General features: G+C 67.5%; 14 protein-coding genes. 7 read left to right on the forward strand and 7 right to left on the reverse strand.

Translation table 11 applies throughout. The annotated features are described in order from the left end of the window. Window positions 1–27: 27 nt before the first annotated feature. The 3 genes from ACFQZZ_RS30285 to ACFQZZ_RS30295 form a co-directional block, all read right to left on the reverse strand. Entirely contained in the window at window positions 28–1,089 is a 1,062-nt protein-coding gene (locus ACFQZZ_RS30285) for a hypothetical protein (RefSeq protein WP_378687513.1), read from the reverse strand. Window positions 1,090–1,162: 73 nt separating this feature from the next. Beyond that, the gene (locus ACFQZZ_RS30290) at window positions 1,163–2,146 is read right to left on the reverse strand and encodes a hypothetical protein (protein ID WP_378687515.1); all 984 of its coding nucleotides are present in this window, start codon (window positions 2,144–2,146) and stop codon (window positions 1,163–1,165) included. Between the two features lie 324 nt (window positions 2,147–2,470). After that, entirely contained in the window at window positions 2,471–3,871 is a 1,401-nt protein-coding gene (locus ACFQZZ_RS30295) for an NAD(P)H-quinone dehydrogenase (RefSeq protein ID WP_378687517.1), read from the reverse strand. Between the two features lie 169 nt (window positions 3,872–4,040). Here ACFQZZ_RS30295 and ACFQZZ_RS30300 point away from each other — a divergent pair, with 169 nt between their 5' ends. Then, window positions 4,041–4,517 carry a gamma-glutamylcyclotransferase gene (locus ACFQZZ_RS30300; RefSeq protein ID WP_378687519.1) on the forward strand — a complete coding sequence of 159 codons (477 nt, stop codon included), beginning with the start codon at window positions 4,041–4,043 and terminating at the stop codon, window positions 4,515–4,517. A gap of 74 nt (window positions 4,518–4,591) precedes the next feature. Here the strand turns inward: ACFQZZ_RS30300 and ACFQZZ_RS30305 are convergent, their stop codons facing one another. The 3 genes from ACFQZZ_RS30305 to ACFQZZ_RS30315 all read right to left on the reverse strand — a co-directional run bounded on the left by ACFQZZ_RS30305 (window position 4,592) and on the right by ACFQZZ_RS30315 (window position 7,794). Beyond that, window positions 4,592–5,752: a M20 family metallopeptidase gene (locus ACFQZZ_RS30305; RefSeq protein WP_378688026.1), complete on the reverse strand. Its 1,161-nt coding sequence runs from the start codon at window positions 5,750–5,752 to the stop codon at window positions 4,592–4,594. Window positions 5,753–5,769: 17 nt separating this feature from the next. Beyond that, on the reverse strand, window positions 5,770–6,918 hold the full coding sequence (locus ACFQZZ_RS30310) for a M20 family metallopeptidase (RefSeq protein WP_378688029.1): 1,149 nt from the start codon (window positions 6,916–6,918) through the stop codon (window positions 5,770–5,772). Between the two features lie 171 nt (window positions 6,919–7,089). Beyond that, window positions 7,090–7,794, reverse strand: coding sequence for an enoyl-CoA hydratase-related protein (locus ACFQZZ_RS30315; RefSeq protein ID WP_378687520.1), 705 nt, complete (start codon window positions 7,792–7,794; stop codon window positions 7,090–7,092). A 459-nt stretch (window positions 7,795–8,253) separates the two neighbouring features. Between ACFQZZ_RS30315 and ACFQZZ_RS30320 the strand changes: the two genes are divergently transcribed. Both ACFQZZ_RS30320 and ACFQZZ_RS30325 read left to right on the forward strand, forming a co-directional pair. Then, window positions 8,254–9,033 (forward strand): purine-nucleoside phosphorylase, encoded by a 780-nt coding sequence (locus ACFQZZ_RS30320; RefSeq protein WP_378687521.1) that lies wholly within the window; start codon window positions 8,254–8,256, stop codon window positions 9,031–9,033. Then, window positions 9,034–10,536: a phospho-sugar mutase gene (locus ACFQZZ_RS30325; protein ID WP_378687523.1), complete on the forward strand. Its 1,503-nt coding sequence runs from the start codon at window positions 9,034–9,036 to the stop codon at window positions 10,534–10,536. 162 nt (window positions 10,537–10,698) lie between these two features. Here ACFQZZ_RS30325 and upp read toward each other — a convergent pair whose 3' ends face one another. Beyond that, window positions 10,699–11,322: a uracil phosphoribosyltransferase gene (gene upp / locus ACFQZZ_RS30330; RefSeq protein WP_378687525.1), complete on the reverse strand. Its 624-nt coding sequence runs from the start codon at window positions 11,320–11,322 to the stop codon at window positions 10,699–10,701. A 158-nt stretch (window positions 11,323–11,480) separates the two neighbouring features. Here upp and ACFQZZ_RS30335 point away from each other — a divergent pair, with 158 nt between their 5' ends. From ACFQZZ_RS30335 to ACFQZZ_RS30350, 4 genes are all read left to right on the forward strand, one after another. Next, window positions 11,481–11,795: a type VII secretion target gene (locus ACFQZZ_RS30335; protein ID WP_378687526.1), complete on the forward strand. Its 315-nt coding sequence runs from the start codon at window positions 11,481–11,483 to the stop codon at window positions 11,793–11,795. Between the two features lie 4 nt (window positions 11,796–11,799). Next, on the forward strand, window positions 11,800–12,930 hold the full coding sequence (locus ACFQZZ_RS30340) for an NlpC/P60 family protein (protein ID WP_378687527.1): 1,131 nt from the start codon (window positions 11,800–11,802) through the stop codon (window positions 12,928–12,930). A 73-nt stretch (window positions 12,931–13,003) separates the two neighbouring features. Further along, the gene (locus tag ACFQZZ_RS30345; protein ID WP_378687529.1) at window positions 13,004–13,354 is read left to right on the forward strand and encodes a hypothetical protein; all 351 of its coding nucleotides are present in this window, start codon (window positions 13,004–13,006) and stop codon (window positions 13,352–13,354) included. A gap of 46 nt (window positions 13,355–13,400) precedes the next feature. After that, window positions 13,401–13,748 carry a YbaB/EbfC family nucleoid-associated protein gene (locus ACFQZZ_RS30350; RefSeq protein WP_378687530.1) on the forward strand — a complete coding sequence of 116 codons (348 nt, stop codon included), beginning with the start codon at window positions 13,401–13,403 and terminating at the stop codon, window positions 13,746–13,748. The last annotated feature ends 12 nt before the right edge of the window (window positions 13,749–13,760 follow it).

Genomic DNA, 13,760 nt, shown 5'->3' on the forward strand with positions numbered 1-13,760 from the left:
ATGAAATGAGTTTCCCAATATTTGAGACTAGAGGCGCTCTCGGATGGCGTAGACCAACGTCTTGTCGTCCCGGTTCGCCGTAACGACGGTCTGCCGGTAGACGGTCGTGGTGCCGTCGGCGCGGTGCTCGGTCAGATCCACCTCGAAGGTGTCGGTAGCCTGCTCGGTGATCCGCAGACAGTGGGTGGTGCCGACCGGGATCTGCTCATTGATGGCGGCCTGGATGATCTCGGCGGACGACACGTTTTCCGCGTCCGGCGCGACGAATTTCCTGACCTTCTCGCCGTTGCGCTCGACGTAGAAGGCGTATTGGAAGCCGAGAATCGCATTGGCTGCGCTGTCGGTACCACCAGCACCGTTGCCGACAGTCACCTTGCCGTCCTTGCTGGCCGGGCAGCTCAGCGCGGCCGTCGGCGTGACGGGCGGCGCCGCTGAACCACCGCCGCTGTCGCGGTTCACCGCGATGATGGTCGCCACCAGTGCGGCGACGACAGCCACCGCCGCGACCGAGCCGAGCGCGATCCACACGCTGCGCGAACTCTTCTTCTTCCGATTCGGCGTGAAGACCGGAGTCGGAATGGTGCTCGGCGCCAGGCGCTTGGCAATCGGATCGTCCGACCAGGACAGGCCCGGCTCGGGAGCGCGCGGTGGCGTCGGCACATCTCCGGTGTCGGTGGGTCGATTCCACCAGGTGTCGCGGTCGCCGCCGGACGGTGGCACCTGGTGACGGACGGTGCGGTCCTCGTCGGCGTCGGCCGGAGACTGCGGGATGCGCGGGGCCGGGGCGGCGGGCGGCGGAGTATCGGGAAAGACCGTGGTGTCAGGCGCTCGATACTGCGCGGCCGGCGGCGGCACTGCCGGCGGTTCGTCCGCGGGCCGCCAGATCAGCTCGGGATGATCTGTGGCGGGCTCTGACCACTGCGGAGGTTGTCCACCCGTCGGCGGACCGAAGTCGTCCATGGGCGGACCGAAATCGCCGACCGGCGGACCGAATCCCGATACCGGCGGACCGAAATCGCCCACCGGCGGACCGAATCCCGACCCGGACTGGTCGGATTCTTTGTCCCTCGCGTCGTCCTCGGAACCCACACCAAATCCTTTCCCCAGGACACACGTGTGGGGCGGTCGCGAACGACCGCCCCACCCGTCGAATCAGCTCGTGTCAGTACTGGAGCGAACCACCCCACTGAGTGATGACACCAGCCACGTCGACCGTCTGCGGAGCCAGTTCGCCCGGCTGCCACGGAAGCTTAACTTGCGCCGCGGCATCGAGGGCAGCCGCGCCGCCCGGCTGGGCCGCGATCCAGTGCTCGACGGCCGCCTTCGCCTTGTTCAGCTCAGTGGTGTCGAGAACGGCGGTGTTCTTGTTGTCGGCCAGGCCTTCGCCACCGGTGTAGCTGGTGAGCTTGATGGTGTTGGCGTCGACATACTCGACCGAAACACCGGCCTCGCCCGCACCGGTCGGGGTGCGGTAGCCGACGGTGCCCACGTAGCCCGCCGCGTTGTTGAAGTGGTGGGTGTTGGCCACGAAGCCGGGCAGCACGCGCCCGCCATCGATGTTCGCGCCGAGCTCCGCATGCGGACCGGTCATTTCGACGACCGGAGCCGCGGGCGCGGACTGCAGACGCGGCGCCTGCCAGCGCGGCGGCTGCTGCACCAGGGTCTGCGATTCGGGCTGTGCCGCCTCGACATTCGAATCGCTGCCACCCTGCGCGCCCGGCTGGGTCGTACCCGGCTGGACAGGCTTCGCATCGGCGCCCGTCGCGGGATCCGGCACGACCGCGGGCTGGGCAGGCGGCTGCTGACCGGGAACCGGCAGCGGCGCCACCCGCGGGGTGGTCACACCCGGCTGAGTCGGCGCGGCGAGCTTCGGATCCTTCGGTGGATTCGGCATCACCTGGTTGGGGTCCGGAGTGGTGACACCCGGCTGACTCGGCGTCGGCTTGGACTCCGGCTTACCGGGTTCCGGCTTGGTGGTCTCCGGCTGTCCCTGGTCCGCTGGTGCGTCGGTGGTGCCCGGCTGCGCAGGTGCCGGTGCAGGTGTGGTCGGTGTGGTCGGCTGATCGTTGGGAACTGCCCCCGCCGGCGCCGCGAAGAGAGTGGCCACAGCGGCCGCAGTGGCCAGCGGCAACGATGTACTCGCCATCGCTCGCTGCGTCCGACTCGGCTTACGATGTTTCACTTTTCGCAAATCCCTTTCCCGAGTGCGACCGAACCGGGCGCACTCAGTTGTCTCTGGTGAGACGCACGGCCGCCGAACGGCTTCAGGGCCATTCGCCGTATCCCGTTTGGAAAGGAACAATCCCCCCACACAGAACCTCGCGACCGCCCGCCGATCGCATCTCTGCGGGAAGTGAACCACATGTGAGCCGCACTGGCAACGCAATGAAATATGCCCAACACCAGGAACACTCACGCTGGCACGTTCAATGCTCCCCACCTCGACCGACGGGGGTGACGATCACCGCCGTCAGTCCAGGTCGTCGTGGCGCATCAGCAGGCGGGCGGCTTCGGTAACCGAGCCGGTCAGGGAGGGATATACCGAGAAGGTCTGGGCAAGGTCGTTGACGGTCAAATTGTTCTGTACCGCAAGGGCAATCGGCAGGATGAGCTCCGAGGCGATGGGGGCAACCACCACGCCGCCGATCACCACACCGGTCGCGGGCCTGCAGAAAATCTTGACGAAACCTCGTCGCAAGCCCGACATCTTGGCGCGCGGGTTGGTGTTCAGCGGCAGCATCACCGTGCGGGCGGGCGTCTCGCCGTTGTCGATGGCGGTCTGACTCACGCCGACGGTCGCGATCTCCGGGCGCGTGAACACCGCGGAGGCGACGGTCTTCAACCGGATCGGGCTCACACCCTCACCCAGCGCGTGATACATCGCGATGCGGCCCTGCATCGCGGCCACCGAGGCCAGCGGCAGCAGGCCGGTGCAGTCGCCGGCGGCGTAGATGCCTGGCACCGAGGTGCGCGACACCCGATCCACCCGCAGATAGCCTCGGTCCAGCTCGATCCCGACCCGCTCCAGACCGAGATCATCGGTATTTGGCGTGGAACCCACAGTCATCAGGGCGTGGGTGCCGGTGACGGTCCTGCCGTCGGACAGCTTGACCACGATGCCGTCGGCGGTGCGTTCCACCGCATCGGCACGCGCGTGCTTGACCAGCTCGACACCGCGCTCGGCCAGCGCGTCCTCCAGCACGAGAGCGGCGTCCGCGTCCTCGCCGGGCAGCACCCGGTCGCGGCTGGACACCAACTTCACATGCACACCCATTTCGGTGTACGCGGAGACGAATTCGGCGCCCGTGACACCGGAACCGACCACCACCAGGGTCTCCGGCAGCTCCTGCAGGTCGTAGAGCTGACGCCAGTTCAGGATGCGCTCACCGTCCGGCTCGGCGCCGGGCAACACGCGCGGGCTCGCGCCTGTGGCGATCAACACCACTTCGGCCTCGACGATCCGCTCTTCGCCGCTGTCCAGCATGGCGCGCACCTGATGCGCAGCAAGACCGGTCGCGGCATCGATCAGCTGCCCGCGCCCGGCGAGCACCGTGACGCCGACGGTCTGCAGCTTCGACCTGATATCCGAAGACTGCGCGAGCGCAAGCGCTTTCACACGCGCGTTCACCTCGGGCAGTTGGATGGTCGCCTGACTCGGATCGAGGGTGATGCCCAGGTCACGGGCGCGACGCAGGTCGGTGCGCACGCCGGTCGATGCGATAAATGTCTTCGAGGGCACACAGTCCCACAGCACGCACGCGCCGCCGATGCCGTCCGAATCAATCAAGGTCACCGACGCGCCGTGTTGCGCCGCAACCAGCGCCGCCTCGTAACCGGCCGGTCCGCCACCGATGATCGCTATGCGGGTCATGGATACCTCCGCTCGAGCAGTTCGACCGGGATCTCCGGTACCTCGGACAACGTTAGCCGGGGCGGTTTGCCGCTGCTTCGCGTGGCTGCGGCGGTAGTGGCGGCGCGCACAACACGGACATCTGGCGGGATGGAGTCGATGTGTGGCGGTTATTGGATACCCTTTGCTGGTGCCGATCTACGCCGCCTACGGGTCGAACATGGACTCGTCCCAGATGCTCGAGCGCTGTCCGCACTCCCCCATGTCCGGTACGGGCTGGTTGGAGGGCTGGCGTCTGACCTTCAGTGGCGACGACATCGGCTGGGAGGGGCCGCTGGCCACCGTCGTCGAGGAGCCGGGATCCCGGGTCTTCGTCGTGCTCTACGACGTATCGCCGGAGGACGAGCAGCGGCTGGACCGCTGGGAGGGCTCCGACTTCGGTATCCACCGCAAGGTCCGGCTGCGGGTCACGCCGAGCCCGGGCAGCGGTGTACAGCCGATCCTCGCCTGGCTCTACGTGCTGGACGCCTACGAGGGCGGCCTGCCCTCGGCGCGGTACATCGGCGTCATCGCGGATGCCGCAGAGAAGGCGGGCGCGCCCGAGGAGTACGTGCATTCCCTGCGCACCCGTAACAGCCGCAACGTTGGTCCCGGCAACTTCGGCTGACCCGACACCTCGACACAGCGATGCGGCCGGACCCAGTGGATCCGGCCGCATCGCTGTTCGTATCGGTTTGTGGCTCAGCCCGCTTGCAGCACGATGTTGCTCAGCACTCGGACACCGACCGCAAGCGCGCGCTCGTCGATGTCGAATGTCGGCTGGTGCAGGTCGAGCTGTTCGCCGTGACCCGACCAGACGCCGAGCCGCGCCATCGCGCCCGGCACCTCTTCGAGGTACCAGGAGAAGTCCTCGCCACCGCCGGACTGCATGGTGTCGGCAAGAGCGTCCGGACCGATCTCACGGATCGCGTCCTCGAACATCCGCGTCGACTGCTCGTCGTTGACCACCGGCGGCACGCCACGCTTGTAGTTCAGCTGGTACCGCACACCGGTCGGAGCGAGCAGGCCGTCCACGATCTCGCGCACCATCGGCTCCAGCAGCGACCAGGTCGCGTGATCGCCGGTGCGGACGGTGCCGGTGAGCATGCCGGTCTGCGGAATTGCGTTGGGCGCCTTGCCCGCACTGACCGCGCCCCACACCATGACGGTGCTGGTGCGTGGATCGATACGACGGCTGAGCAGCCCGGGCAGCCCGGTGATCACGGTGCCGATCGCGTAGACCAGATCACTGGTCAGATGCGGCCGTGAGGTGTGCCCGCCCGGCGAATCGAGCACCAGCTCGACGGTGTCGGCGGCCGAGGTGATCGCCCCGACCCGAACTCCGATGCGCCCGACTTCCAGCCGAGGGTCACAGTGCAGGGCGAAGATCCGCTCGACACCCTCCATAGCGCCGGTGGCCACGACGTCGATCGCGCCGCCCGGCATGACCTCCTCTGCGGGCTGGAACACCAACCGCACGCCCCGTGGCAGCTCGGCGTCGGCAAGCGCGAGCGCGGTGCCGAGCAGAATCGTGGTGTGCGCGTCGTGTCCACAGGCATGCGACACGCCCGGCACGGCGGAGGCAAAACTGAGCCCGGTGAACTCCTGCAGCGGGAGCGCGTCCATATCGGCGCGCAATCCGATCCGCGGTCCGTCCGGCCCGATGTCACAGATGAGTCCGGTGCCGCCAGGAAGTACCTTGGGCGAGAGCCCGGCCTTCGTCAGCCAGGACGAGACGAACTCGGTGGTGGCGAACTCGGTGCGAGAAAGCTCCGGGTTGGTGTGGATATGCCTGCGCCACTGGACGAGGTCGACCGTGTGCTCGGCCAGCCACGACTCGACCGCTTCCTGCCCGGTTCGCACCAGACGGCCGGTACTGCTCACCGAATGTCCTCCTGTCGTTGAACGAGCCGTTGCAACAACCTGTCTTTGTCTACTTCATCGCGGGCGATGGCAATAGCGGTACGCGCGAGCGCCAGCGCGCCATCGGTAACCGCACGATCCGCCGAGGCGTTGATACTGGCCGCGGCGAAGCCGGGCTGATGTGTCACCGCCCCACCGGCGTCGATGCCGATGACCGGATGGATGCCCGGAATGACGTTGGTGACGTTGCCCATGTCCGTACTCCCGAGCGGTCGCTGCGCCTCGAGCTCCGGTGCGATCGGCACCCGGCCCAATTCGACGATCTGCTCGCGATAGGCAAACAGTAATCCCGGATCGGGGGTTAGCTCGGTATATGTCGGCGCAACCGTCCGGATTTCGTGAGTGCAGCCGGTCGCCAGAGCGCCCGCCTCGAAACAATCTGACGCTCGTCGCATCAGATTGTCGAGAGATGCAGAATCGACTGCGCGTAGGTAATACAGCAGTTCCGCACGTCCAGGCACAATGTTGGGGGCTACGCCACCGTCGCTGACTATACCGTGCAGTTGCTGTCCAGGTAGGAGATGCTGCCTCAGCAACCCCAGAGCTACCTGCGTGACCGTCACCGCGTCACCGGCGTTGCGGCCGAGCTCCGGCGCCGCGCTCGCATGCGCTTCGCGGCCGTGGAAGATCACCGACAGATCCGCGAGCGCCAGCGAGCGCGCGTTGACGATGTCGAACGGGCCGGGGTGCACCATCATCGCCATCGCGATGTCGTCGAAGACGCCGCGCTCCAGCATCAGCACCTTGCCGCCGCCGCTCTCCTCGGCGGGGGTGCCGAACACCACGACCGTGATCCCGAGCGCATCGGCGACCTCGGCGAGACCGATCCCGGCGCCGACCGCCGCCGCGGCAATGATGTTGTGCCCGCAGGCGTGTCCGATCTCCGGCAGCGCGTCGTACTCCGCGCAGATGCCGACCGTCAGCTCCCCGCTGCCATAGCTGGCCCGGAAGGCGGTCGGCAGCTCGGCGACGCCCGTCTCGATCTCGAAGCCGCGCTCGGCGAGCGGCGCGATGGTCTTGGCGACGCTCCTGGTCTCCTCGAACGCGAGCTCGGGCTCGGCATGGATCGCGTGCGAGAGATCGATCAGCTCGGCGGCCGCGGCCATGATCGCGGCGTCCGCCGCTCCGGCCGCACCCAGTCGCGCAGCGTGGTGGTCGCTGCGCGATTCAGGGAGTCCGCTGCGCGGTGGTGGCATGGAACACAGTGTTGCACTGTGTTGCCACTAGAGCGCGGCCTGCGTCAGGCTGGCCGATCACATCAGGGGGTGATCACGGGGTTATCCGGCGGCGAACGCCAGGTTCTCCGGGGTAGTCAGGGTAGCGAGGCCGGCCAGCGCCTTGGCGTGCAGCGCGCGCTTGATCACCGGCAGATTCGGCTTGCGGTTGCCGGCCAGTGCCGCGGCCCGCGCGACGGCGGCGCCCAGCAACTCCTCGGCGTCGGCCTTGTCGTCGACAATGCCCGCGGCGATCGCCTGATCCGCGGGGTAGCGATGGCCGGTGGTCATGGCCTGCAAGGCGACCTGATTGCTGAGCCGCTCGGTCAGCAGTGCGTTCATGCCGACGGTGAACGGCATGCCAAGGTGCACCTCGGGCAGGCAGTAGAAACCACGGTCTGCGCGCATCACGCGGAAGTCGTGCGAGGTGGCGAGCATGGCGCCCGCGCCGAACGCGTGGCCGTTGATCGCGGCCACCGTCGGCATCGGGAACGCGAGCAGGCGGGTGTAGAGCGAGTGCACGCGGTCGAGATAGCCGTGAATCTTGTCGAGGTTGCCGAACAGCCAATCGGTGTCGAGGCCGTTGCTGTAGAACTTCCCGGTCGCGGTGGTCACCAGAGCGGCAGGCCCCTTGGACGCCTCGACCTCGTCGAGCAGGCCGTGGAATTCGTCGATCCAATCCGGATGGAAGCGGTTCTCACTGTCTGCCTGTCCCTCGTTCCCGAGGTACACGACGAACACATCTCCTTCACGCGACAGATACGGCATGCGTGCAGCGTATCGGGTGCGAAACGCAACTCCTACTCACGGGTAGCCAACCCTCTGCGGGCGGTGCGAACGGCGTGCAGCGCACCAGTCGTGAGGATCACCACCTGCGCAGCTACCACTCAGCGAGCCCTATGAGCGATGGCCGTTCAGGATTGATGAGATCGCGAGTGTAATCGCCGATCGGACTCGCAGCCCGACACGCGTCCGAGTGGTCGAAGACATCCAACAAGGTCACAAGGATCGCCACCCGACGCACCCATTCGCCACGACACCGCCTTCCGAACGAAGCCAGACCGAGCACTAGAGTTCGCGGCCCGGCTCGCTTCCGAGCGGGCGAAGCGCATGCGCCGAAGGCGCGAGTCTCGCCCGCTCGGAAGCGAGCCCAAGGGGGCCGCGAACACGCAGCGCCGCAGGCGCTGCCAATAAACACAGCGCTGCAAATCCACTACTGTGACTTTTATGCTTGCCGAACAGGCCGCTGAGGCGATCGCCGAACGTACTGGAGTGCAGCGCCACCGGGTTGCGGTGGTGCTGGGATCAGGGTGGCAGGAGGCCGCGGCGGAGATCGGTACGCCGACCGCGTCGGTGCCGATGCCGGAACTGCCGGGGTTCGGGACGCCGAGCGCGCAGGGACACGTCGGCATGGTTCACTCCGTCGCCGTCGATGACACCCCGGTGCTGCTGCTGATGGGCCGCCAGCATCTGTACGAGGGCTACCAGCCCGCCGAGGTCGTGCACCCGGTGACCGCGGCCATCGCCGCCGGCGCCGAGACCGTGGTGCTGACGAATGCGGCGGGCGGCATCCGAGACGGATTGCACGTCGGCGAGCCGGTGCTTATCAGCGACCATCTGAACCTCACCAGCCGCACGCCGCTGACCGGCGCCACCTTCGTCGACCTCGTGGATGCCTGGGATCCCGAATTGCGGGCGCTGGCGAGGGAAATCGACCCCAGTCTGACCGAGGGCGTGTACGCGGGCCTGACCGGGCCGCAGTACGAGACGCCCGCCGAGATCCGGATGCTGCGCACGATCGGCGCCGACCTGGTCGGCATGTCGACGGTGCTGGAGGCCATCGCCTGCCGCGCGCTCGGCGCACGGGTGCTCGGCATTTCGCTGGTCACCAACTTGGCCGCCGGTGTCACGGGCGCGCACCTTTCGCACGCGGAAGTGCTCGCCGAGGGGCATGCGGCGGCGCCGCGCCTCGGCAAACTGCTGCGCGGCGTGCTGGAACGGCTGTAGATGCTCCGCTTCGGCACCGCCGGGCTGCGCGGGCCACTGCAGGACGGGCCCGACGGCATGAACCCGATCACCGTGAGCAGGGCTACGGCCGGGCTCACAGCCTGGTTGCGCGACCGCTGTCTCGGTGGCGGTGCGGTGGTTGTCGGTCGCGACGCCCGCCACGGCTCCGCCGAATTCGCGATCGCGACCGCGGAAATCTTTGCCGCCGCGGGCTTTCCGGTGACGCTACTGCCACGCCCGCTGCCGACGCCGATCGTCGCGTACGCGGTCCGGGAACTGGGAGCCGTTGCCGGAGTGCAGATCACCGCGTCGCACAACCCGGCGTCAGATAACGGCTACAAGGTGTTCCTCGACGGCGGCGCGCAACTGATCGCCCCGGCCGACACCGAGATCGAACGCTGCATCGAGGCGGTCGCCGAACCGATTGCCCGCACCCCGGTCACCGCCGCGGATGACGATCTGGTGCGCCGTTACCTCGACCGCGTAGCCCGGCTGCCCGAACTGATCGGCGGTCCCGGCGAACGCTCCGACGTCCGGATCGCACTCACTCCGCTGCACGGCGTCGGCGGCGACACTGCGGTGAAGGCCCTCGCGGACGCTGGATTTGCCCACGTGCACGTCGTCGGCGAGCAATTCGCACCCGACGCCGACTTCCCTACGGTCGCGTTCCCGAACCCCGAAGAGCCAGGCGCCACCGACCTTTTGCTCGCCACCGCCGAACGGATCGGCGCGGATATCGCCATCGCACTCGACCCGGATGCCGACCGCTGCGCCATCGGCATCCCCGACGACAACGGCGGCTGGCGCATGCTGCGCGGCGACGAAACCGGTGTGCTGCTCGGTGATTACGTACTGCGAACCGCACCGCCGGACTCACTGGTGGCCACCACCATCGTCTCCTCACGGCTGCTTTCGAAGCTCGCCGCCGCCCGCGGCGCGCGCTACGCGGAAACCCTGACCGGCTTCAAATGGCTGGCCCGAGCAGGAGACGGCCTGGTCTACGCCTACGAAGAGGCTATCGGCCACTGCGTCGACCCGGCGACGGTGCGCGACAAGGACGGCATCTCCGCCGCAGTCCTCGCCGCTGATCTGGTCGCTCGATTGAAAGCCATCGGCCGCACCCTCACGAACGAACTCGACGACTACGCAATCGAATTCGGCCTGCACACGGTCGACCAGGTATCACTTCGGCTGCCGGACGCAGCCGCAGCTGCCGCAGTCGTCAACCGACTCCGCGCCGCGCCGCCGGACGAGATAGCAGGCGAACCGATGAAGTACACCGACATGCTCCAGGTCCGCGGACGAATGCGCACCGACGCACTGATTTTCGAGGGCGCCACCACACGCATCGTGGTCCGCCCATCCGGCACCGAGCCCAAACTCAAGTGCTACCTGGAAGTAGTCGAGCCCGCCCCCACCCACAGCGCCTTGACCTCAGCAAAAGACGCCGCAGCACAACACCTCTCCGCAATCCGCACCTTCTGCGAGCAACTCACTGAATAACCCTGCCATCGCAGCAAAATGGTTATCAGCGGTAGCGAAATGGCAGCTCCAACCAATACCTGAAGCCCATCATTTTCACTACCATCGTTGCCGCACACCCCGTTTACGCGGTGTTCGGTTGGGGCACGGGGTGTTCGGACGACAGTAGGTGTGGTGGGGGGTTCAGCGGGGGCCGAATTGGCGGTCGCCGGCGTCGCCTAGGCCGGGGACGATGTAGGCGTCGGCGTTCAGGCCTGTGTCTATGGCGGCGGTGACGAGGCGTACGGGGAAGCCCGAATCGGCTAGTGCGGTAACGCCTTCGGGGGCGGCGACTACGCAGACGGCGGTGATGTCGGTGGCGCCGCGGGCTACGAGTAGTTTCAGGGTGTGGCGCATCGAGCCGCCGGTGGCCAGCATTGGGTCGAGTACGTAGACCGGGAGGTCCGAGAGGTCTTCGGGCAGCGACTCCATGTAGGGGACGGGCTGGTGGGTCTCTTCGTCGCGGGCGATGCCTACGAAGCCGACCCTGGCATCCGGGATCAGCTCGGCGGCCGCGTCGATCATGCCGAGGCCGGCACGCAGGACCGGAACCAGCAGAGGTGGTTTCGCCAACCGGACGCCCTCGACCGAGGCCACCGGGGTCGCGATCTCGAATCGGGTCACGGGGGCTTCGCGCAGCGCCTCATAGATCAGAATTCCGGTGAGATCGCGCAGCGCCGAGCGGAAGGCCGGGTTGGCCGTCCTGGCATCACGCATCGTGGTCAGCAGGGTGGCGGCGAGTGGGTGGTCCACGGTGTGCGTGTGCATGAGTGAACGATAAGGTTGACAACGAGTTCGACGTCGTACCTCCGGCCGGGAAATTTTTTCGATGGGGCTGGAACCGATCCGGAAGGCAGCGCGTCGAACTAGGTGGATGACGTACTCTGCCTGGGAACAAAGTAGATGGGGGAAGCACTATGCGAAAGATGTCGGCCGACACCGAGGGCATCGCAGCCTATGGTGCGACCGCCCACACGATGGCAGCGGAGATGGCGGCGGCCAGTGCGGGCGCGGCGGGCGCCAATCCCGCGTTACTCGGTCCCATCATGGGGTTGATCGGTGGTGATTTCATGGCCGCCTATGCCGCCGCCCATGCCGGGCACGTCGCGGCCATCGGCCAGTTGTCGGCGGTGCTGAGCAGCGTGGGTGGTGCCGCTACCGGCGCCGCCGTCGTCCTGGAAGAGACCGACCAGACCAACGCCGCGGCGATCAACAGCGCGGACCCCGAAATGGGCGGGTGACTCGGTGATCGATATCAACGTCCTCGCCAAGCCACTGCTCGACTTGCTCTCCAGCTTCGGCTCGGGAGTCTTGCCGACCGACGGACCTTCGGGCCAGCTGCAGTCCACGTCGAGCATCATCGACCAGATCCACGCGTTCGGCCGCAACAGCATCAACAGCATGAACGAGGCGTGGGACGGCCGGGCCGCCGATTCCGCCACCGCGAAGGCGTTGCGGGTGCAGACCTCCGCCGCGACCATCTCCGATCGTGGCAACGACATGGCTTCGGTTGTCGATCAGGCAGCGGCCCAGGTCGAGACCGGGCAGAAGGAATTGACCGGAATCGTCGAGTCGTTCGTGAACACGGCCACCGCGCTGGGTCCGACCATTGCGACACCGCAAGGTCTCGCGGTGCTCGTCAGCTCCGCGATCGACCATCTCGGCCAGGGCATGAACGTGGTCGGGCGGGTACGCAGCGAACTCGACACGCAGACCGCGAGCATGACCGAGCTGACCCCACCTCCGTCGACCGCGCCCGCTTCGCTGGCCAACGGGCTGGCAGGCGGTGCGAGTGGACTGGCAAGCGGTGCGAGTTCGGTGCTGTCGACCCTGACCGGTGTCGGCGGATCCGCGGGCCAAATGCTCACCAGCATGGCGACCCCGGTGATGTCGGGCTCCACGCCGTCCAAATCCGGCTCGTCGCCGAGCACACCCGGCTCGCAAAACCCCAACAGCGGGTCCGCGGGACAGGACGGCAAGGGTGTGAAGGTCACGCTGCCGGACGGCAGCATCGTCGAAGCCCCGAACGAACAGGCCGCGCAGGCGGTTCGCTCCGCCCTCGGCACCCTCGGCACGCCGTACGTGTGGGGCGGCACCAGCCCCGGCGCCGGACTCGACTGCAGCGGGCTCACTCAGTACGCATACGGCGAGGCAGGCGTTGACCTACCCCGGCTGGCCCAAGAACAGGGCAACGGGCACACGGGGGTCTCCCCCGGTGATCTGATGCCCGGCGATCTGGCCGTCTGGGATGGCCATGTCGCCATGGTGATCGGCAACGGGCAGTTCGTCGAGGCCGGTGACCCGGTCCAGATCAGCTCGATTCGAACGGAGAACATAGGCATGGACTTCTACGGCTTCTACAGGCCGACCACATGAGTGAGCGCAGCGAGCGAACCAATGACACAGCGCCATCGGGCATGACGGAGCCGAGCGCCAGCGAGGCGCGGTCATGAGCGAACCGAAGCCCCCGGCCGTCCCCAACGTCACGGTGGCGGCGAGTACCAACCGGTCCGGCACCATCTCGGTGCGCGCCACCGATCAGGGCATGCCGGTGGAGATCAAGTTCGAGCGCAGCGAATACCGATACGGCGCACAGACTCTCGCGGACGAGATCCTCCGACTGACGAAGCGCTCGACCATCGCGGCACGGGCCCGCAGGCGCGAAGTGCTCGCCGAGGCGGGCCTGCCTGCCGACATCCTCGACCGGCTCAATCTGCCCACCCGCCAGGCCGCGGTGGACGAACTCGACCGGATCGACGACGCGGACACGGGACCCACTAGCTGGATGAGGCCGGTATGAGTGAGCGAAGCGAGCGAAGCATGGGCAGCGCGGGCGAGGCGCAGTCATGAGTGCGGAGATGGATGCTCTCGTCGCCAACGCGACGCAGAAGCTGGAGGCGTTGGAAGCCGCGCTCTATGGCCTCAAGCAGGTGCGAGGCCGGTTCCGGACCGAGGACGGCGCGGTCGGTGTCGAGGTCGACAGCGACGGTGCGCTCGTCGCGCTGACCCTGTCGGAGTCGGTCACCACGCTGCCGCCCGCCGAGGTCGGCCAGCTCATCGTCTGGGCCTGCAGGCAGGCCGCCGAGGACGCCGGCACCCAGCGATCGAAGGTCGTTGCGACACTGAACGAGTCGTTCGTCCCGGCCCAGGAAGGGGCTCCGGGAACTGTTGGAGGCGGGCCGGATAGTGCCTGACGCGGAAGGTCG

Origin of the sequence: Nocardia sp. GCM10030253 (assembly GCF_042675075.1) — a bacterium.
In the GTDB taxonomy this organism is placed as follows: Bacteria; Actinomycetota; Actinomycetes; order Mycobacteriales; family Mycobacteriaceae; genus Nocardia.

Bases quoted from the DNA above. Each gene is read 5' to 3' on its own strand.
- upp (WP_378687525.1), bottom strand. From the start codon at position 11,322: ATGCACACGCACACCGTGGACCACCCACTCGCCGCCACCCTGCTGACC.
- ACFQZZ_RS30315 (WP_378687520.1), bottom strand. From the start codon at position 7,794: ATGCCGTATCTGTCGCGTGAAGGAGATGTGTTCGTCGTGTACCTCGGG.
- ACFQZZ_RS30290 (WP_378687515.1), bottom strand. From the start codon at position 2,146: ATGGCGAGTACATCGTTGCCGCTGGCCACTGCGGCCGCTGTGGCCACT.
- ACFQZZ_RS30295 (WP_378687517.1), bottom strand. From the start codon at position 3,871: ATGACCCGCATAGCGATCATCGGTGGCGGACCGGCCGGTTACGAGGCG.
- ACFQZZ_RS30320 (WP_378687521.1), top strand. From the start codon at position 8,254: ATGCTTGCCGAACAGGCCGCTGAGGCGATCGCCGAACGTACTGGAGTG.
- ACFQZZ_RS30325 (WP_378687523.1), top strand. From the start codon at position 9,034: ATGCTCCGCTTCGGCACCGCCGGGCTGCGCGGGCCACTGCAGGACGGG.
- ACFQZZ_RS30350 (WP_378687530.1), top strand. From the start codon at position 13,401: ATGAGTGCGGAGATGGATGCTCTCGTCGCCAACGCGACGCAGAAGCTG.
- ACFQZZ_RS30345 (WP_378687529.1), top strand. From the start codon at position 13,004: ATGAGCGAACCGAAGCCCCCGGCCGTCCCCAACGTCACGGTGGCGGCG.
- ACFQZZ_RS30310 (WP_378688029.1), bottom strand. From the start codon at position 6,918: ATGGCCGCGGCCGCCGAGCTGATCGATCTCTCGCACGCGATCCATGCC.
- ACFQZZ_RS30335 (WP_378687526.1), top strand. From the start codon at position 11,481: ATGTCGGCCGACACCGAGGGCATCGCAGCCTATGGTGCGACCGCCCAC.